The following is an 18,332-nucleotide window of genomic DNA, read 5'->3' on the forward strand; positions in this document are numbered from 1 at the left end:
TTCCCGTTTCTGGTGGCCGTTTGGGACGTTGGCGGCCTCATAAAGCACCAAGGCCGCCAGCGGTATCCCGCGGCGGCCTTTGGTGAGTATCTTGATCCGTTCAGAGCATGATTGATCGCTGGCCGCCTATTTCGCGCCGCGCCACCACCATGCTGCTTTCAGGGTCGTTCTCATGAAACGACGCATAGCCGATGAGGGCGGATATGGCAACGGTCTATCGCATGCGCGTCCTGATTTGCCGCTTTTTTGTCCAATCCATACAGGCAACTGCCCATATTTTTGCGCCAGTCTTGACGTGCAAACGAAGATACTGTTTTGCAGTGCGTCAAGGCATGCGGACGGAGCCTGATTCCGGTTCGTTTGCAAAGAGCCGGGCGAGCGGTACAGAGGGGCACATGGAACACTTCGACCTGATCGTGATCGGGAGCGGGCCGGCGGGGCGGCGCGCCGCCATCCAGGCAGCAAAATTCGGCCGTGACGTTCTGGTCGTTGAGCGCGGACGCAGGGTGGGGGGCGTCTCGGTGCACACCGGAACCATTCCGTCCAAAACACTGCGGGAAACCGTGCTCAATCTGACCGGATGGCGTGAGCGTGGATTTTACGGCAGCTCCTACCGCGTCAAGCAGGATCTGACGGCGGCAGATCTCAGAGCCCGCTTGCACATCACCCTCAATCACGAGGTCGACGTGCTCGAACATCAGTTCGCGCGCAACAAGGTGATGACGGTACGTGGCGAGGCCCGCTTTATCGACACCCATGAGATTGAAGTCGAGGGCGATGCTGGCGAGATCCTGAAATACAAGGCCGACAAGTTCGTTATCGCGGTCGGTACAAAGCCGTTCCGTCCCGACTATGTGCCTTTTGACGGCAAGTATGTCCTCGACAGCGACGAAATTCTGGAACTCGGCGAAATACCGCGGTCAATTGCGGTGATCGGGGCCGGGGTGATCGGTGTCGAATATGCGTCCATATTTTCGGCGCTCGACGTCCACGTGACGCTGGTTGAGCCTCGCGAAACGATGCTGGATTTCCTGGACAAGGAGCTGGTTGCCGATTTCACCCATCAGCTTCGAGACCGGGGGATCGCGTTGCGGTTCGGGGCCAAGGTTGAAAAAATTGAAAAACACGGGCCTTCCGATTGTGAAATCACTCTGGAGGGCGGACGCTGCGTGCGCGCCAACGTGATCCTGTTCGCTGCAGGACGCATGGGCGCAACGCCGAAGCTTCATCTCGACAATTGTGGACTGGGCGTCGATCACAGAGGCCGTTTGAAAGTCGATCCTGAGACTTTCCAGACCGAAGTGCCGCATATCTATGCCGCCGGCGACGTCATCGGCTTTCCAAGCCTTGCATCCACTTCCATGGAACAGGGCCGCATCGCGGCGTGCCAGGCGCTTGGCGAACAGGCGTATGATCCTCCGGAGTATTTCCCATATGGAATTTATGCGGTTCCCGAAATCTCCACGGTTGGCATGACCGAAGAAGAGATCAAGGAACGCGGCATTCCTTACGAGTGCGGTGTCGCACGCTTCCGGGAAACCTCTCGCGGCCACATCATGGGTCTCGATACCGGGATGCTCAAAATGATCTTTTCGCTCAAGACACGGCGTCTGCTTGGCTGCCACATTGTCGGCGAAGGTGCGACGGAACTGGTTCACATCGGCCAGGCGGTCCTGAATTTGAAGGGCACGCTGGAGTATTTTGTCGAGAACACCTTCAACTATCCAACACTGGCGGAGGCCTACAAGATTGCCGCGCTGGATGCCTGGAACCGCATGCCGCAATTGGCCGAGTAGACTTCCAACAAAATCCTGAAGGACTTTCGTTTTCGAATGCTTGGTGCGTACGCGTTTATGCGGGTACGCTGCCGCACACCTCACTCGAGCGAATGATTCTGACTGAAAGTCCGACATGGCCCGCACTCTGCTTTTGAAGAACGCCGACATGCTCGTCACGATGGATGACGAACGCCGCGAAATCGTCGGTGGCGGGCTTTTTGCCGAAGACGGCATGATCAGGCAGGTGGGTCCTTCAGCCGACTTGCCGGAGAGCGCCGACGAGGTGATCGACGCGAGCGGGCAGATTGTCCTTCCCGGGTTCGTCAATACCCATCATCATCTCAACCAGACCCTGACCCGCAATCTGCCGGCTGCCCAGAACAACAACCTGTTTTCATGGCTGCAGGCCCATTACCGAATTTGGGCGAAAACCCACCCTGAAGCGTCGCGCTCCAGCGCGCTGGTCGGGCTTGCCGAGCTCGCGCTTTCCGGCTGTACAACGGTGTTCGACCATTCCTACCTGTTTCAAAGCGGGAACAAGGTCGATTACCAGATCGAAGCCGCGAAAGACCTTGGCGTCCGTTTCCACGCCAGCCGCGGATCAATGTCTCTGGGCGAAAGCAAGGGCGGGCTGCCGCCGGACGACTGCGTTGAGGATGAAGACGAAATTCTGAAGGATACGGTACGGGTCATCGACCGGTATCACGACGCCTCAAGGGGGGCCATGACCCGGATCGTGGTTGCGCCCTGTTCGCCGTTTTCCGTGTCGGAAGATCTTTTGAAGGAGAGTGCACGGCTGGCACGCGACAAGGGCGTGATGCTGCACACCCACCTGTGCGAAACGCTGGACGAGGAGCGCTATACGCTCGAGCGTTTCGGCAAACGTCCGGTCGAATGGATGGAAGGCCTCGACTGGACCGGACCAGACGTTTGGTACGCGCATGCCATTCACGTCGATGACGAGGAAATCAGGCTGTTTGCCAACACAGGCTGCGGCGCCGCCCATTGCCCGTGTTCCAACATGCGACTTGCGTCGGGCATTGCACCGGTCAAGAAATACATGGCAGCGGGCGTGAAGGTTGGACTGGGTGTCGATGGCTCGGCCAGCAACGATGGCTCCAACATGCTGATGGAGGTGCGCCAGGCGATGCTGCTCGCGCGCCTTCAGCTGGGTCTCATGCCTCCGGAAGGACCGCGCAAACACGCGCTTTTGCCGCCGTCGCACCCCTTGCGTGCCGGGGAGTGGATGACAGCGCGCGAAGCATTGGAACTTGCAACACGAGGCGGCGCTGCGGTGTTGGGCCGAGATGACATTGGGTCATTGGAAACAGGGAAGTGTGCCGATTTCTTCACCCTGGATCTCAACACACTTCAGTTCGCTGGCGGATTGCATGATCCGGTGGCGGCCGTGGTCTTTTGTTGCCCGACGACGGCGATGACCACTGTTATCAATGGCGAGACGATCGTCAGGGACGGCCAGATCGTCACAATGGACATGGACAAGGTTGTTGCCGAGCACAACCGGATGAGCCTGGAGATTGCCGCAGGTCCCTGAAACCTTGGGCGTCAGGCCGCCAGAACACAGCGCATTTCGCTGACGCTTCGTGTCGCACCCAGACCGCGGATGGTGGGTGGCGGACCTGTGAGCTCCATTTTCGGAGCCAGCCTGCAAAGTGCATCCAATGCCTCCTCCAGCTCCGCACGCTCAAGTGCTTCTCCGAGGCACCGGTGTTCACCGGCCCCGAAAACGGGATGCCACCTTGGGTGATCGGAGCGTGTGATGTCGAACCTGTCCGGCCGGTCGTAGACCTCCGGGTCCCGCAGAGCGGCGACCACCAACGGCCCGACCAGGGAGCCTTCGGGGATGGAGACGTTTTCAAACACCAGATCGCGGTCGGCGACCCTGATCAGCGCACCGATAACAGGATCGTATCTGAGGCCCTCAGAAACTGCGCCGCTCAGATGCGCCTCGCGATCCGAGCACAGCATGTCCCATTGCGTCCTGTGCTGCAGCAATTGGGAGACGGTCGATGACAACGCACCACGGGTCGTGTCCGAACCGGCCAGCAGCAAAATGACGATCTGCGCGCGTGTTTCAATTTCCGTAAGGGAGCTGTCCTCGACGCGGTCGAGATAGGCGCCGAGGAAATCATCTGGTCCGGCGCTGCGATGATCCTCCAGCAGGGCTTCCACATAGCCGTTGAGGTCTGCGAGATCCGCGGTTGCCTCCTCAAGGACCGCCGGGGAGCGGACCGAAAGTGCCCTGATCGCGGAATAAACGAGTTTCGTCACATGCGGGATATCCGTTTGGGGAACCCCGAGAACCATCGTGATCGTTCGTGCGGCGAGCTGCCCGCCGATCCTGTCCCTGAAGTCGATGTCTCCCTTGTCCAGGTTTTCCCGGACCAGCTCTTCTGCGAGCGTGCGGATCTCGGGACGCATTCGCCGGATCAGGGGAATGGCGAAGGATCGCGCCAGAAGACCCCGCCGGGTCTTGTGGGCGTCGCCGTTGGAAAACAACATGGCGTTGTTGAAAAGGTCGAAGACAGGCCCGCTGTTGATCCCCTGCAAGGCCATGGTCTCCGTTTCCATCTGCCGGGTCAGGGACGGATCGACCAGTTGCTGCATGTGGTCATAGGAAAACGTTATGAAAATTCCGTGCCGGTCTCGTACGACGGGCCCTTGCGCTGCCGCACGCCGGACATATTCGTGATCGGTCCAGGTCTCTTTTCTGGGCAGTATGAGCGGCGCTTCCAATGGCTCCTCCCGCTCTGCGGATCGATCAGTTTTGTCCCGGCTGGTTCTGCGGACAACGGTTTGCCTGATGCGGTTCGCTCGTTAACGCGATGCCCCCGAGTTTAACACAGCCAGCAATTCTCAGGCAGCGTCGCTGCGGCCACCGCTTCGCCGTCGCCGATCCAGCTCATGATGCCATCCTTGACATTGACCACATTGGTAAAGCCTGCCTGGCCCGAGAGATACTCGGACAACACCTGGCTGCGTCGACCGGTCCGGCAGATGAAGACGACTTCGTCCGCTGGACTTGCAACGAGCTTTTGAAGTTCAGCGCCGAATTCCGGGTTCACGTTTCCGCTGGCGTCGAAAAACGTCACCAGGTGCGAGCCGGGAATGACACCGGTCTGCTTCCATTCGTCAGGCCTGCGGATATCTATGACGGTTGCACCTGCCGCCAGCTTGGCCTTCAGTTCTTCGTTGCCGATGTCGGAAAATTTCTTGCCCTTCACGTCGAGGAGCTCGATTTCGAACTTGAGCGTCGCGTCCGGTGGGATAACGCCGCCCGCACCGCGGGAACCATAGGCCATTTCTGGCGGAATGATCAGCTCGCGCTTACCGCCGACCTGCATGCCTTCAACGCCTTTTTCCCAACCGGGAATGACCCTTCGCTCGCCAAGTGTGAAGGAAAAGGGCGTTCCCCTGTCCACGCTGGAATCGAATTTCGTACCGTCCATCAGCCAGCCGGTGTAGTGGACGACGACCGTCTCACCGACATTGGCCTCTTCTCCGGTTCCTTTTTCGATATCCCGGATCTGCAGTTCGTCCTGGGCCATCGCCGGAAACACTAAAATTGCTGTCATCAGAACAGTGGAAAGCCACTTAATCATCACGCTTGTTCCATAATTTGCTGGAGAGTGGTTGTCGAAGGGTCGGTGATAGATCATCGGATTGCAAGTCACGCATTGGTCATGCCGGCATAAATTGAAAAGGATCAAGACGATGCTGCGGCGCTTTGGCTCAGGTTTCCCGATGTTCCTTGCTGCATTCGGATTGGGTGTCGCGCAAGGCACATTTGCCGTTGCGCAGGACCTGGAACTGTCGCTTCCGATCGCGTGTGATTTGGGGAAAGACTGTTTCGTGCAGAATTACGTCGATATTGATCCGGACAATGGGGTGAGGACGGCCGCGTGCAATCTTGCAGCTTATGACGGTCACAAGGGAACGGACTTCAGGGTCTTGAACACCGACGGACAGGCAGATGTCATTGCCTCGGCGCCTGGCATCGTGAAAGCTGTTCGAAACGACATGCCGGACAGGCTGGTGCTTTCCACGGAAGACCGTGAACTCGTAAAGGACCGCGAGTGTGGCAATGGACTGGTGATCGCCCACGCACAAGGCTGGGAAACCCAATACTGTCATCTGCGGCGCGGTTCTGTTGTCGTGGCACAAGGCGACCGCGTCGAACGAGGTCAAAAGCTTGGAACTGTCGGTTATTCCGGATTCGCAGCGTTTCCCCACGTTCATCTGTCCGTCCGCAAGGAGGGCGATGTGATCGATCCTTTCCTTGGAACAAAGGATCAGGCGACACAGCGCCTCGACAGTTGCCTGTCGGGAGGCAGCGGCGCTTTGGCTTATGAGAATGCTCTTTGGCAAGACCCGGTCGAGACGCTGCTGGCAGACAGCGAAGGCGTTATCATTCAGACCGGTTTTGCCGACGGACCAGTTAAATCGGTCGATCTTGAGCAGGGTGTTGAGAAGGTGCCAACCACCGAGTCACCTGCCTTGGTGTTCTTCGCACGCCTGATCAATCTGAAAAAGGGAGATCGGGTGGCGCTGCGGCTGGATGGACCGCAAGGCGTCGTGGCGGAGACGGAAGGAAAGCCGATCGACCGGCAAAAGGCGCAGTGGGTTTCCTTTGCCGGACGCAAACTCACGGCCGATGCCTGGGTCAGCGGCGAATATGTCGGCACGGCAACGCTGGTCCGGGACGGTCAGGCTCTTCAGGAAAAGACGGTGCGCTTGCAGCTTGAAGACTGATCGACGCGGATGTCTCGTCGATCCGTAGCGCTTCAAAGGAAAGCAGCCGGAATGGGACTGCGGGCTTTTGCTCAAGCAGAAAGATGTCTGTCGACCAGCCGCTGCACCATCGGCGCGAAGTGCCAGAAATCAAGTGTTTCCATGTCGGTCCGCTTTCCGGCTTCGTCGAGATAGCGGACCTGAATGATCTTCCCAAGATTGGGATTTTTCTCAAAATCCGCGACCTCCTCCGGCCGCATCGGCCCGCCCTGGAGATTGAGCGAATGGATCGAAGCTTCGGAGAGCCGCTTAAAATACTCCGGCCTGGTCGCGCACAAATAGCGTTTTGCAGCAACGTGATAGCGGACGCAGTCAACGATTACAGACGGAAAGAAAGCGCTTAGGACCTTTGCGCCGGCTTCTTCGTGATAGCGGTCCTCAGTGTCTTCCATGGAAAAGGTGCCGAACTCCGACGTGAAGTGCCCGATATCGTGCAAGAGAGCGCCGACAATGATCTCTTCGTCGAGACCGTTCTGTTCCGCAATGGTCGCGCCCTGCAGCATATGCTCGGCCATTGTGACAGGTTCACCCAGGTATTCCTCGTCGCCGCAGCGCTCGAAGATATCGCCCAGAAAAGCAACGATGTTGTCGCGCGTCAGCTCCGAAAAGTCCGGCTTGCTCATTCGGCGGCCTCTCGAACGTTTGCCTGCAAGGCGGCAAGGGTTGAAAGCAGGCCGTCCTTGTCGGCGTAACACCCCTGAAGCCAGCGCGTTCCTGTGCCTGAATAGGCTTTGCGTGCATGAAGAACGCGGGTGTTGTCGACGACAAAGCATTCTCCGGGCTCCAGGCGGAACGTGACTTCCATTGCCGGGTCGTCGATGATTTCGCCAAACCGACGATATGCTTGGTAGTAGAGGCCCATATCCTCGAACGGAACGTCAGTGATGGCGGCCGCCGACCGGTTGTTGAAGCGGACTGCAATCAATTCGCCGTCCGGAGCAAGTTCGATCATCGGCCGCCGGGACTTCAGGGCGACGCCTTTGTCTCCGGCATACTCAAATCTCGCGCAATAACGGCTCAGTACATCGAACCAGTCGGGGTTTTCCTCCTTTAGCCGCAGCGCAGCGCGAAAACCGTCAACAACCATGTTTTCGCCGCCGGCTGCAGAACTCTCCAGGCAATAGAGGACCTGGATGGTCGGCACCGGATCCCGGTAGGGATTATCCGTGTGGGCCTGAAGGCCCAGACCCGTATAGGCAAGGTTCGTCGGGTTGACTTCTGTGCGGACTTCAAAGTGGCGGCCGTAGTTGGTCTCCCGTACGTAGCCGAACAGGCTGACGACTTTCATCAATGCCTGATCTTCAACCGGACCGCCCGTGAGTTTTCCGAAGCCATATCTGGCGATATCTTCCAGCCAGGCGCGTTTGGCGCCAGCGTTTAAAGCGACGAGGCCGAAGTCCGCGGAAGGAACGTTCTCGTTCAGGGCGGCGTCCCAGGGTTCAAGACTGTCTGAAAGCCAGCCCTTGCGGGCCGTCTGAGGACGGTCGTATGCGTGAGCAAACAGCCAGTCTATTGAGTACGCGATGGTCTTGTTTTCCGGTGCAAAGGTCACATTGACCTTGTCGCCGTCAACTGCCGCGGCGGTCAAGCTGACATCCGGGTCGATATCGCGAAGAGCGATCAATCGTTGTCCATTGGTTGCCGAACGTGTCTCCGCATCCCAGGCATTGTCACGGAGCCAGACTGCATGGAAGCGATGCTGTTCCAGGTCCCGTTTCAGAACGAGTACATCTCCCGCCGCATCGATCGCTGCCTCTGTCATCTGCCAAAGCCTCTCCTGTTTGGACAATGACAGGATCAGGCTGTTCTACTATAAAATCAAATTAGCAATTACGAAGCTAAGAGTCGGTTTTGCTAATGGATAAATCCCGGTTCGACAATCTGCCGCTGGAGTGGGTGAGGGCGTTTGAGGTCGCTGCGCGCCTCGGCAGTTTCACGGCCGCCGCCCAGGAAACAGGGCTGACGCAATCGGCGATCAGCCAACGGATCGGAAAGCTGGAAAAACGGCTGGAAACGCAGCTCTTCTTGCGCCAGCCCCGGAGCATTTCGCTAACGGTGGAGGGAGAGACCTGGCTGCCGCATGTGCGCTCGGCTCTGGAAAGCCTGCGTGAGAGCTCCGAGGGGCTGTTCGGCATATCTCGTCACCGTTTGACGATTTCAGCAAGCGCCTCAATGATTGAGCTCTGGCTGCTGCCGCGACTGTCGAGATTGACCGCTGAAATTGATGCCCAGCTGTCCTTCAGGACACTGGTTTTGTCGGCGGATACGCATCAGGAACCAGGCATCATCCAGATCCGCTATGGTTCTGGCGACTGGGCCTACACGTACAAACTGCCACTCTATCGCGAGGTCATTGCGCCCGTCGCATCACCGAAGCTTCTGAAAAAAGGCACAGGCTGGACGAGCCTGCCGCGCATTGCCGTTGTCGGCCCCCGCCCGGGCTGGAATGAATGGTCCGCGCGCTTTGGAACGCCATCGACGCCGCTTCCAGGTCTGCGCTTCGACACTTTCTTCGCAGGTCTTTCGGCTGCAAGGCAGGGCTTCGGCGTGGTGTTGGCATCGCTTCCGCTTTGCCAAGACGATCTGAGCTCAGGGCGACTGGTAAGGCTGTCGCAAGATGAACTGTCGCATCACGAGACCTACTGGTTGCTGGCATCCAGGGAGGCTGTCTCGAGAAGACAGTGGGATTTGCTGGAAAGGGGACTGAAGGCAATCGGCGACTGACCGGAGCTTTGCCGGAGAAAGTCAGTTGCCTGCTCTATTTGCCCGCCACAGGATCACTCGCGGTTCGTATGAGTTTTTCCAACAAGGATGAAAGCTGTTTTTGCTCTTCTTGATTCAGTCCTTCGACGGCTTTTTGCTGGGTCTCGACATAGCTCGGGATCATGTCCTTGATCAGGCTCAGGCCTTTCGGTGTCACGCAGACCGTAAGCGCGCGCCGGTCGTCAGGATGCGGGCAGCGTTCCACGAGGCCGGCCTTTTCCAGCTTGTCCACCCGTGCCGTCATGCCGCCCGAACTCATCATGGTTGATCGGTAGAGTTCTGTCGGTGTGAGTTTGTAAGGAGATCCGGACCTCACCAAGGTCGCCAAAACGTCAAACTCGCCCAGTTTCAGGCCGATCTCGGCGTAAGCCGGCGTGAGATAGTCGCGGTTCATGAGCTGGCCGGCTTCGTTCAAGCGGCCAAGCAGCACCATCGGCAGAAGTTTATCCGCAACCTCGGGCACTTCTTTTTGCCACTGCCTGCGCGCACGTTCGGCGCGATCGGTCAGAAGATCTTCCGGATCGCCAAACAGGTGTTTTGGTGTGTTCCCGGTGGTGTTGCTCATTTCGGTTTCCCGACTTTGTTTCTCAATTTCAGCGGCCGGATTCGAACGGCACAAACCGTCAGCAAGCTAATGACAAATCAGAGGGTTCGCTTCGCAGAGCTTTCCCGTTTTGCGCGGGTCTGTCAATGCAGATCAAGAATCTTGAAATAAAGTATCTTGAAATCAAGATAAAATATGCTACCTAACAGACCGGTGCATAACGGCAAGGTTGCCAAACCCCATGAAAGGAAGGTCCAATGACCGCTATGGCAAGGCAGGATACACACACCGGTTCCGGTACTTCCGGAGAAGAGGTCGAGGCATCGGCTGGAGGCGGGAACCCGCTGGACACGCCGCTGGTCCTCCTTTTGACGGTCGGGTCTTTTCTGGGCATTTCAACGTTGTTTGCCAAGGCAGCGCCAGAGATTGGCTGGCATCCGGTCGCCTTGTTGCAATGGTCCATCCTTGGTGGGGCCGCCGGTCTCTTTGCGACGACAAGACTTGCGGGCTTCAGGAAACGGCGCCAAAGACCGGCGAGGGACGAGGGGCATCGGCAACGCCTGGTCATCTACGTGTTTGTCACCGGCCTCTTGTTTATCATTCCGAACATGCTTGCATTTGCAGCAGCGCCCAAGGTTGGCGCCGGGTTTGTTGCGCTCTGCTATGCCTTTCCGCTTGTTCTGACTTACGCATTTGCCGTTATCCTGCGTCTTCAGCGCTTCCAGATCCTCATGGGAGGCGGTGTTCTCTTCGGCGTTGCAGGTGGCGTCCTTTTGGCCATATCGGGCGCTGAACTTTCCGCAGAGGCCTCGGTGTGGTCCGCGCTTGCCCTGTCGATCCCGTTCTTCCTGGCAGCGGGAAACATCTACCGCACCTTGAAATGGCCGAAGGGGGCCCAGCCGGTTGACTTGGCGCTCGGCATGATGGCAGTCGCATTTCTTGCTCTATCCGCCTTCACTGCGGCTTGGGGCATTCCCGTGACGCCCGTGAACTGGACCAATGAGGCAACAGCGCTGCTCGCGGTCCAGACAGTAATATTCGGGCTGCAATATGGTCTTTATTTCCGGCTCCAGCAGACTGCGGGCCCGGTTTATCTAAGTCAGATCGGCTCCGTGGCAGCGGTTGTCGGCCTCGGGTTCGGATATCTGATCTTTAACGAGGTTCCCAACGCGGCGAAACTTGGTGCCGTGCTGTCTGTCGGCCTCGGAATTGTCTTGGTAACGATCGGACAACGCAGGCTCTGGCGGTCTGCTGGCTAGGGCCAGCGCCAGCGTAATTTAATTCCAGAGCCAGGCAGCACCGCGGACACCGGAACTGTCGCCGTGAATGGCTTTGCGGATGGGCGTATCGAACGTGTCTGAAAAGATGTAGGGCGCCATGGCAGGCGGCAGGTCGTCGTAAAGTTCATCAACGTTCGACATGCCGCCGCCCAGCACCAGAACATCCGGATCGAGCAGGTTGGCGGACATGGCCAGGGAGCGGGCGAGGCGGCTGACATAGGCCTCGTATACCTCCGACGCCACCTCATCGCCCGAACGTTTCAGGGCCATGATCTCGTGGCCCTTAAGCAACGTCCCGGTTTTTTCCTTGTAGTCGAGCTGAAACCCTGTCCCGGAGCACCATCTGTCGATGACCCCCTTGTGGCCGATCCAGCTCTCTGGGCCGGGAAATTCGTCTTCCTTGAGCCAGGGAACCGTGATGGCACCCCATTCGCCGCCGATACCGTTGGCGCCAAGATGGGCCTTGGCATCAATGGCAATACCGGAGCCGCAGCCAGTGCCGATGATGATTGCATGAACGACATGCGCGCCCGCTCCAGCGCCATCGGTTGCCTCCGAAACGGCAAGGCAGTTGGCATCGTTCTGGATCCGCACGGGTCTTCCGAGCAAATGTTCAAGATCCTTGTCGAGCGGCTTACCGTTCATCCAGGTGGAATTTGCGTTCTTGACGAGGCCGGACTTTGGAGAGAGGGACCCCGGAATGCCGAGACCAAGTGTTCCTTCCTGGCCGGTTGCCGTCTCAGCCGCCGCCACCAGGCTTTTTACCGCTTCCAGGCACCCCTGGTAATCGTCGCGCGGGGTGTCGACCCTTTGACGGAACATTTCGGCGCCTTCGTGCGACAGCGCAATAATTTCGATCTTGGTGCCGCCCCAGTCGATTCCCAGCCGCATTGTTGTCTTTCCCTCTCGGCAAGGTGCCGGTTGTTGCTAACCTGTCTGCCCCATCGATTGTCGTTTCGACGAAGCTGACTTTGAGCGCGCACACGGCGGCTTAGCCCTTGCGTTTCGTCTCACCTCAAAAAGAGACGGAAGCGACAAACGTTGTTGCCGGAGCCGATAAACGTGATGCGCGTTAAGTATCGTAAGAACGGGAACTTTATTTGCCGAGAACAGGCTGCGAATGCAAGTGGCTGGCAAGCGAAACCAACCGAAACCCGGCCATCAGAGAGGGGAATCCGGCCCGTCGCCTTGTGTGAAACCCGCGGGAAACAAAAAAGAGCCGGACATTTCCGGCTCTTCTCAGTTTGCTGGTATTCGAAGCGATCGTCCCGGGTATCAGGGCCCGGGGCGATCGGGAAGCGGGATAAACTCCTCTTCATCACCGGGAACAGTGTCGAACCGGCCCTGCCTCCAGTCTTCCTTGGCCTGTTCGATGCGCTCCTTGGACGAGGAGACAAAGTTCCACCAGATGTAACGGTCACCATCCATGGGTTCACCGCCAAGCACAACGAAGCGTGCCGGGTTTGGCGAGTTGTTTTCGATGACCAGGTGATCGCCGGGCTTGAAGACAAGCAGTTGGGCAGGCTCGAAGGACTGGTCTGCGATCGTGATCTCTCCGGCGATCGTATAGAGCCCGCGCTCTTCCCAGCCCGTATCCAGCGGAACCTTCGCTCCGGGCTCGAGAGCAATGTCCGCGTAGAACATGTCCGACGCTGTTTTGACCGGCGCGGTATGACCGTAAAGACTGCCTGCGATCAATTTGACGGAAGCGCCGTTGTCGGCGAATTCCGGCTGCTCGTCGCTTCCGTGGTGTTGGAAGGTCGGATCGTCTTCTTCAAGATGTTTGGGCAGGGCAACCCAGCTTTGCAGGCCGAAAAGCGGCCGCTTGGCCTGAAGGCGTTCTGGTCGTTCACGTTCGGAATGCACAATGCCTTTGCCCGCGCTCATCCAGTTGAGCGCACCCGGGGCAATCGCGATCTCCGTCCCGAGGCTGTCACGGTGATACATTTCACCCTCGAAGAGATAGGTCACCGTGGCAAGACCGATATGCGGATGCGGCCTCACATCGATGCCGCCGCCGACGAGCAGTTCCGCCGGACCCATCTGGTCGAAGAAAATGAACGGACCGACCATGCGGCGTTTCGCCGACGGCAGTGCGCGGCGCACCGAAAACCCGCCGAGATCCGACGTACGGGGAACGATAATCGTGTCCACGGGATCGCAACTCGATGCGACACCGGGTATGGGATCGGGGCTGTTCAACCAGCTCATGTGCCTCTCCTTGCCTTCAAACTCGCGTCTGTCACCTACATAGGGCCGGGCTCGGGAAAGTGTCCATTGAACAGTCCGTTTCCATCTTTTCTGCCAATGTGAAGCGTGTATAACGGCGAGCCGCGTCTCTCCAGAGGGTGTTTCCATGAAACGGGTAATGATTGTCGGTGGTCCCGGATCGGGAAAGAGCCTGCTTGCCCTGCGTTTGGGAGATCAGACGGGCCTGCCGGTCTATCACATGGACAAGATCCACTTTCGCGCCGGATGGCTGGAAAGAGCCCGGGAAGAAAAGGACAGGCTCACCCACGAAGTCCACGCAAAGGACGCGTGGATTTTTGAGGGCGGACATTCCAGGACGTTTCCTGAACGGGTCGCACGCGCCGATACTTTCATCTGGCTTGATGTTCCTGTCGGTCTGAGGATCTTTCGGGTGCTGAAGCGCTCAATACTGCACTACGGTCAAACCCGGCCCGATCTGGCCGAGGGGTGTCCGGAGCGATTGAATTGGGAGACGGTCGAATTTATCCGCTTTATCTTGAGGACACGGAAGAGCGCGCGCGCAAAGCTGATGCAAATCTACCGAAACCCGCCGAACCATCTGCGCGTCGTGAGACTGCGCACAAAGGTTGAGATAAGCGCGTTCTTGCAAGCGCCGTCCAGCCAGCCCTGATTTCGAAACCGCCGTCTTCTGACCAAGAACAAGGTGCCCGCAATGAAACTCGATCCGTTTTACCCGATTGTCGACAGCTCCGATTGGATCGCGCGACTTGTCCCGTTGGGCGTGAAACTGGTTCAGTTGCGTATCAAGGAGCTTGCGGAAGAAAATCTGCGTGATGAAATTTCAACATCGAACGCAATCTGCAAACGGCACGGATGCCAGCTGATAGTGAACGACTATTGGCAGCTCGCAATCGAGGAACAATGCGATTTCCTGCATCTGGGACAGGAAGACCTTGCAGAGGCAGACCTTCCTGCCATCCGCCGCGCCGGTCTGCGCCTTGGGGTTTCCACACATGATGGCGAAGAACTTGAGACGGCACTCTCGTCAGACCCCGATTACGTCGCACTTGGCCCCGTCTTTCCAACGCAGTCAAAGGAGCTGAAATGGGCACCGCAGGGGCTTGAAAGGATCGGTGGTTGGAAACGTCAGATCGGCAATTTGCCGCTGGTCGCAATCGGTGGTGTGACGTTGGAAAGGGCCGGGGAAGTTCTGGAACACGGCGCGGACAGTATCGCAATTATCAGCGACGTGACGCGACACGCCGATCCTGAACAGAGGACCCTTGATTGGATTGCGGCAACGCGCTCCCGGTCGGACGCAGATAACTAGAGCCCACAAACAAAAACGGCCGACAGGTTGGTTACCTGCCGGCCGACCTACACGCCTCATTTGATTCACATCAGGAAGTCGTCCGGCCCGAACGTCTCAATCTCTGTAGGCCGGTCGTCTGCGTCGCCACTGGTGGACCAGGACTTCACGAAAGCCGATTTGAGATTGATCTTGAGCGGTTGCGGATCATTGCCGCCTGCATTTGAATCAAAGTCATCAATGTCGGTTTGTTCAGAGTTGGAAAAATCGAAGTTAAAGCTGTCACCAAGCTTCTCGTCGGTGCCGAATTTAAACATTCCAAAGACCTCTCAAAAGTAAAATTAGAGAATACATCTTCTTGTTTTTTCGAATTATTGATTTCTTTAAGTGATGGGTATCTTAATACAGGGGGCGTCATGTATTAGCTGTGATTGCGGTCACATTCGTAACGTTCTTCCGCCCCAACGTCAGCGTTGCGCGAATGACAGTCGTTCCGTGCTGGCGCGGAGGGGATCAGAAAATAGCTCTATCGCGTACGACTTGATCGCGCAGAAAACTCTGTACGGCTGCCACGTGCCGGAGCGGGCGGGAGCTTTCATGCGTGACCATCCAGTAGGCCCTGTGCAATTTCATCTCCGGCAGAACGGCAACAAAATCATCGTCCTCGCGCGCGATAAAGTCGTGCAGGATGCCGATGCCGGCGCCACCCCGAACTGCCTCGGTCTGTCCAAGAGCTGACGCGATCTCGAAACGCGCCGTCCAGTCTTTGCTGAATTCCGTGCCGTAGTTGAGTTGCGGTGAATAAAGCAGGTCTTCGACGTAGCCGATTAGATCGTGCCCGATCAGATCGGCTGGCGAGGCTGGTGTGCCGCGGTCTTCCAGGTAGGACTTTGACGCATAAAGGCCGAGGGCGTAATCGACGAGCTTGCCAGCGACAAGCCGACCGGTTTCAGGGCGGTCAATCGTCACGGCGATATCGGCTTCGCGTCGAGACAGCGAAAATGACCTGGCAACCGGGACGAGTTGAACGGTCAGTCCCGGATGTTTTTCGGTCAGCTTGCCAAGTCTCGGCGCAAGATAGGCCACGCCAAAACCGTCAGGTGCGCCGATGCGCACAGTGCCGGCGATCTCCGGCGTGTCGCCGCCCAGGTCCGCCTCGGCAGCAACGGCTTCAGCTTCCATGCGTTCCGCGCGGTCGTAAAACCGGCTGCCGGCCTCCGTCAGCAGGCAGCCCGATGTCGACCGGTCAAACAGCCTTGCCCCAAGGCTTTCTTCGAGGGAGGTGAGGCGTCGTGCGACTGTTGCATGATTGACCCCCAGGCGCCTCGCCGCCGCCAGGATCTGACCCGTACGCGCAACGGACAGGAATATTCTGATGTCGTCCCAGTTCATTGGCCTTCCCAACCGAGTTGTCATCCCGGACGAAGCAACGCGAAGATCAGAGAACCAGTCGTTCAAAGTCTTGGTGTGGAAACGACGGAGTCCGCCGGATACTGGATCCCTGCCATCGCAGGGATGACAATTGTGCGAGAGTGCGCGAGGCTTTGGAAGTTATATGACATAACTATAAAAAATGCACAACAGATCCGGAAATCTGGATCTTGTTTGCGACAAAAATAAAAGCGACAAAGGTTGGGAAGAATTGACGCGCTGAGCGGCACTAGGTTGGCCGGCTGCGGTCCACTGGGAGAAACGCAAATGCAGAAAATCGGTCACTTTATCGACGGCAAGCATGTGGAAGGCACCTCCGGCCGCTTTGCCGATGTCTACAATCCGGCGACTGGCGAGGTCCAGGCCCAGGTCGCGCTGGCAAACCAGGCAGAAATCGATGCCGCTGTTGCCAACGCCGCAGAAGCGCAAAGGGGATGGGCAGCCACCAATCCGCAGCGCCGCGCCCGTGTCATGATGAAGTTTGTCGACCTTCTCAACCGGGACATGGACAAGCTCGCCGAGGCGTTGTCCCGCGAACATGGCAAGACCTTGCCGGATGCAAAGGGTGACGTGATCCGCGGCCTTGAAGTGGCCGAGTTCTGCATCGGGGCGCCACATCTCCTAAAAGGCGAATTCACCGAAGGTGCCGGTCCCGGCATCGACATGTATTCCATGCGCCAGCCCCTTGGTGTCGTTGCCGGCATCACGCCGTTCAACTTCCCCGCCATGATCCCGATGTGGAAATTCTGCCCGGCGATCTCGTGCGGCAACGCCTTCATTCTGAAACCGTCCGAGCGCGATCCGTCCGTGCCGATCATGCTGGCCGAACTGATGATGGAAGCTGGTCTTCCTGCCGGCGTCCTGAACGTGGTCAACGGTGACAAGACCGCCGTCGATGCGATTTTGGACGATGAAACCATCCAGGCCGTCGGGTTTGTTGGCTCTACCCCGATTGCACAATATGTCTATTCACGCGCGACCGCGTCCGGCAAACGTGCCCAGTGCTTCGGTGGCGCCAAGAACCACATGATCATCATGCCGGATGCCGATCTCGACCAGGCAGCGGATGCGCTGGTTGGGGCAGGTTACGGTGCCGCTGGTGAGCGCTGCATGGCAGTCTCTGTCGCTGTCCCCGTCGGTGAAACAACCGCCAATGCGCTGATCGAGAAACTGGCGCCCAAAGTGGAAGCCTTGAAAATCGGCCCGTATACAGCTGGCGACGATGTCGATTTCGGGCCGCTGGTTACCAAGGAAGCGCTTGGCCGCGTCAAGGGTCTTGTCGACCAAGGCGTCAAGGAAGGCGCTGACCTCGTTGTCGACGGCCGGAATTTCTCCATGCAGGGCTACGAGGAAGGCTTCTTCATGGGCGGCTGTCTTTTCGACAAGGTCACCAAGGACATGGAGATCTACAAAACCGAAATCTTCGGTCCGGTTTTGTCGGTCGTTCGCGCCGAAAACTACGAAGAAGCAATCGATCTGCCGCTCAGCCATGAATACGGCAACGGCACGGCGATTTTTACGCGTGACGGCGACACCGCGCGCGACTTCGCGTCCCGTATCAACATCGGCATGGTCGGCATCAACGTCCCGATCCCTGTGCCGCTTGCCTATCACACATTCGGCGGCTGGAAGAAATCCGGCTTTGGTGATCTGAACCAGCACGGCCCGGATGGTTTCAAGTTCTACACCCGCACCAAGACGGTCACGTCCCGCTGGCCGTCGGGTTTGAAGGATGGCGCCGAGTTCGTCATTCCGACGATGAAGTAACAGCACTTCAAGATCGTTGTCGGGCGGCGGCATCGGCGCCGCCCGTTTGCGTTCAGGCGGCCACACACGCTGCCTCAACGGCCTGGTCCGGCGCAAAGTGCGAGAGCGTCAGAATACCGTCGATTTCGGCAAGAACGTCCGCCAGTGCGGGATCTTTCATCAACCTGTCAGCGGCTGCTTTAGCAGATTGCAGGTTCTTCCAAAGCACGATATCGGCGAAAAGCCCCTTGTCTTCGATCGCTTCATACGCTGTCCATGCGATGAAACCTTCATAGTGGCGCACGGTCTGCTGTGCGAACCTGCGCGCAACGCGGGCCTTTTCCGCATCCCTGACTTTGAAAACCGCCAGTTCAAGGCAAGTGTTCGTCATCTTTGTCTCCCGGGTTCGAAGGAATCTTCCTGACTCCAAACATGACACAGCGCTCCTGACAGCCTCC

Annotated in this window: 18 protein-coding genes; 8 read left to right on the forward strand and 10 right to left on the reverse strand. The window is 57.9% G+C overall.

What is annotated here, in order from left to right; translation table 11 throughout:
• The first annotated feature begins 395 nt into the window (after positions 1–395).
• On the forward strand, positions 396–1,796 hold the full coding sequence (gene sthA, locus RBB47_RS16995; RefSeq protein WP_305987050.1) for a Si-specific NAD(P)(+) transhydrogenase: 1,401 nt from the start codon (positions 396–398) through the stop codon (positions 1,794–1,796).
• A gap of 115 nt (positions 1,797–1,911) precedes the next feature.
• A complete protein-coding gene (locus RBB47_RS17000; RefSeq protein WP_305987051.1) occupies positions 1,912–3,333 on the forward strand; it encodes an 8-oxoguanine deaminase in 1,422 nt (473 codons plus the stop codon).
• An 11-nt stretch (positions 3,334–3,344) separates the two neighbouring features.
• On the opposite strand, the gene RBB47_RS17005 is transcribed toward RBB47_RS17000, so the two are convergent.
• Both RBB47_RS17005 and RBB47_RS17010 read right to left on the reverse strand, forming a co-directional pair.
• Positions 3,345–4,535, reverse strand: a complete 1,191-nt coding sequence (locus RBB47_RS17005) for a cytochrome P450 (protein WP_305987052.1) — start codon at positions 4,533–4,535, stop codon at positions 3,345–3,347.
• A 101-nt stretch (positions 4,536–4,636) separates the two neighbouring features.
• Positions 4,637–5,401, reverse strand: a complete 765-nt coding sequence (locus tag RBB47_RS17010; protein ID WP_305987053.1) for an FKBP-type peptidyl-prolyl cis-trans isomerase — start codon at positions 5,399–5,401, stop codon at positions 4,637–4,639.
• 112 nt (positions 5,402–5,513) lie between these two features.
• Here RBB47_RS17010 and RBB47_RS17015 point away from each other — a divergent pair, with 112 nt between their 5' ends.
• Positions 5,514–6,551, forward strand: coding sequence for a M23 family metallopeptidase (locus RBB47_RS17015; RefSeq protein WP_305987054.1), 1,038 nt, complete (start codon positions 5,514–5,516; stop codon positions 6,549–6,551).
• 71 nt (positions 6,552–6,622) lie between these two features.
• Here RBB47_RS17015 and RBB47_RS17020 read toward each other — a convergent pair whose 3' ends face one another.
• Together RBB47_RS17020 and RBB47_RS17025 are read right to left on the reverse strand one after the other, a co-directional pair.
• Positions 6,623–7,213, reverse strand: a complete 591-nt coding sequence (locus RBB47_RS17020) for an HD domain-containing protein (protein WP_305987055.1) — start codon at positions 7,211–7,213, stop codon at positions 6,623–6,625.
• Complete coding sequence (locus tag RBB47_RS17025) at positions 7,210–8,352, reverse strand: TauD/TfdA family dioxygenase (RefSeq protein ID WP_305987056.1); 1,143 nt, start codon at positions 8,350–8,352, stop codon at positions 7,210–7,212. The genes RBB47_RS17020 and RBB47_RS17025 overlap by 4 nt, the downstream gene beginning before the upstream one ends.
• A 95-nt stretch (positions 8,353–8,447) precedes the next feature.
• Between RBB47_RS17025 and RBB47_RS17030 the strand changes: the two genes are divergently transcribed.
• The gene (locus tag RBB47_RS17030; RefSeq protein ID WP_305987057.1) at positions 8,448–9,314 is read left to right on the forward strand and encodes a LysR family transcriptional regulator; all 867 of its coding nucleotides are present in this window, start codon (positions 8,448–8,450) and stop codon (positions 9,312–9,314) included.
• Between the two features lie 34 nt (positions 9,315–9,348).
• Here RBB47_RS17030 and RBB47_RS17035 read toward each other — a convergent pair whose 3' ends face one another.
• Complete coding sequence (locus RBB47_RS17035; RefSeq protein ID WP_305987058.1) at positions 9,349–9,918, reverse strand: MarR family winged helix-turn-helix transcriptional regulator; 570 nt, start codon at positions 9,916–9,918, stop codon at positions 9,349–9,351.
• A gap of 236 nt (positions 9,919–10,154) precedes the next feature.
• Between RBB47_RS17035 and RBB47_RS17040 the strand changes: the two genes are divergently transcribed.
• Complete coding sequence (locus RBB47_RS17040; RefSeq protein WP_305987059.1) at positions 10,155–11,156, forward strand: DMT family transporter; 1,002 nt, start codon at positions 10,155–10,157, stop codon at positions 11,154–11,156.
• 18 nt (positions 11,157–11,174) lie between these two features.
• Here RBB47_RS17040 and RBB47_RS17045 read toward each other — a convergent pair whose 3' ends face one another.
• Both RBB47_RS17045 and RBB47_RS17050 read right to left on the reverse strand, forming a co-directional pair.
• Positions 11,175–12,068: an ROK family protein gene (locus tag RBB47_RS17045; protein ID WP_305987060.1), complete on the reverse strand. Its 894-nt coding sequence runs from the start codon at positions 12,066–12,068 to the stop codon at positions 11,175–11,177.
• A gap of 384 nt (positions 12,069–12,452) precedes the next feature.
• A complete protein-coding gene (locus RBB47_RS17050) occupies positions 12,453–13,388 on the reverse strand; it encodes a pirin family protein (RefSeq protein ID WP_305987061.1) in 936 nt (311 codons plus the stop codon).
• 145 nt (positions 13,389–13,533) lie between these two features.
• Between RBB47_RS17050 and RBB47_RS17055 the strand changes: the two genes are divergently transcribed.
• Complete coding sequence (locus RBB47_RS17055) at positions 13,534–14,058, forward strand: DNA topology modulation protein FlaR (protein WP_305987062.1); 525 nt, start codon at positions 13,534–13,536, stop codon at positions 14,056–14,058.
• 42 nt (positions 14,059–14,100) lie between these two features.
• The gene (locus tag RBB47_RS17060) at positions 14,101–14,718 is read left to right on the forward strand and encodes a thiamine phosphate synthase (RefSeq protein ID WP_305987063.1); all 618 of its coding nucleotides are present in this window, start codon (positions 14,101–14,103) and stop codon (positions 14,716–14,718) included.
• 65 nt (positions 14,719–14,783) lie between these two features.
• On the opposite strand, the gene RBB47_RS17065 is transcribed toward RBB47_RS17060, so the two are convergent.
• Positions 14,784–15,014 (reverse strand): hypothetical protein, encoded by a 231-nt coding sequence (locus tag RBB47_RS17065; protein ID WP_305987064.1) that lies wholly within the window; start codon positions 15,012–15,014, stop codon positions 14,784–14,786.
• 196 nt (positions 15,015–15,210) lie between these two features.
• Positions 15,211–16,089: a LysR family transcriptional regulator gene (locus RBB47_RS17070; protein ID WP_305987065.1), complete on the reverse strand. Its 879-nt coding sequence runs from the start codon at positions 16,087–16,089 to the stop codon at positions 15,211–15,213.
• 306 nt (positions 16,090–16,395) lie between these two features.
• Here RBB47_RS17070 and RBB47_RS17075 point away from each other — a divergent pair, with 306 nt between their 5' ends.
• Positions 16,396–17,895, forward strand: a complete 1,500-nt coding sequence (locus tag RBB47_RS17075; RefSeq protein WP_305987066.1) for a CoA-acylating methylmalonate-semialdehyde dehydrogenase — start codon at positions 16,396–16,398, stop codon at positions 17,893–17,895.
• Positions 17,896–17,947: 52 nt separating this feature from the next.
• Here the strand turns inward: RBB47_RS17075 and RBB47_RS17080 are convergent, their stop codons facing one another.
• Positions 17,948–18,265 carry a hypothetical protein gene (locus RBB47_RS17080; protein ID WP_305987067.1) on the reverse strand — a complete coding sequence of 106 codons (318 nt, stop codon included), beginning with the start codon at positions 18,263–18,265 and terminating at the stop codon, positions 17,948–17,950.
• Positions 18,266–18,332 lie beyond the last annotated feature (67 nt).

Origin of the sequence: Roseibium sp. MMSF_3544, from assembly GCF_030732845.1 — a bacterium.
Classification (GTDB): domain Bacteria; phylum Pseudomonadota; class Alphaproteobacteria; order Rhizobiales; family Stappiaceae; genus Roseibium.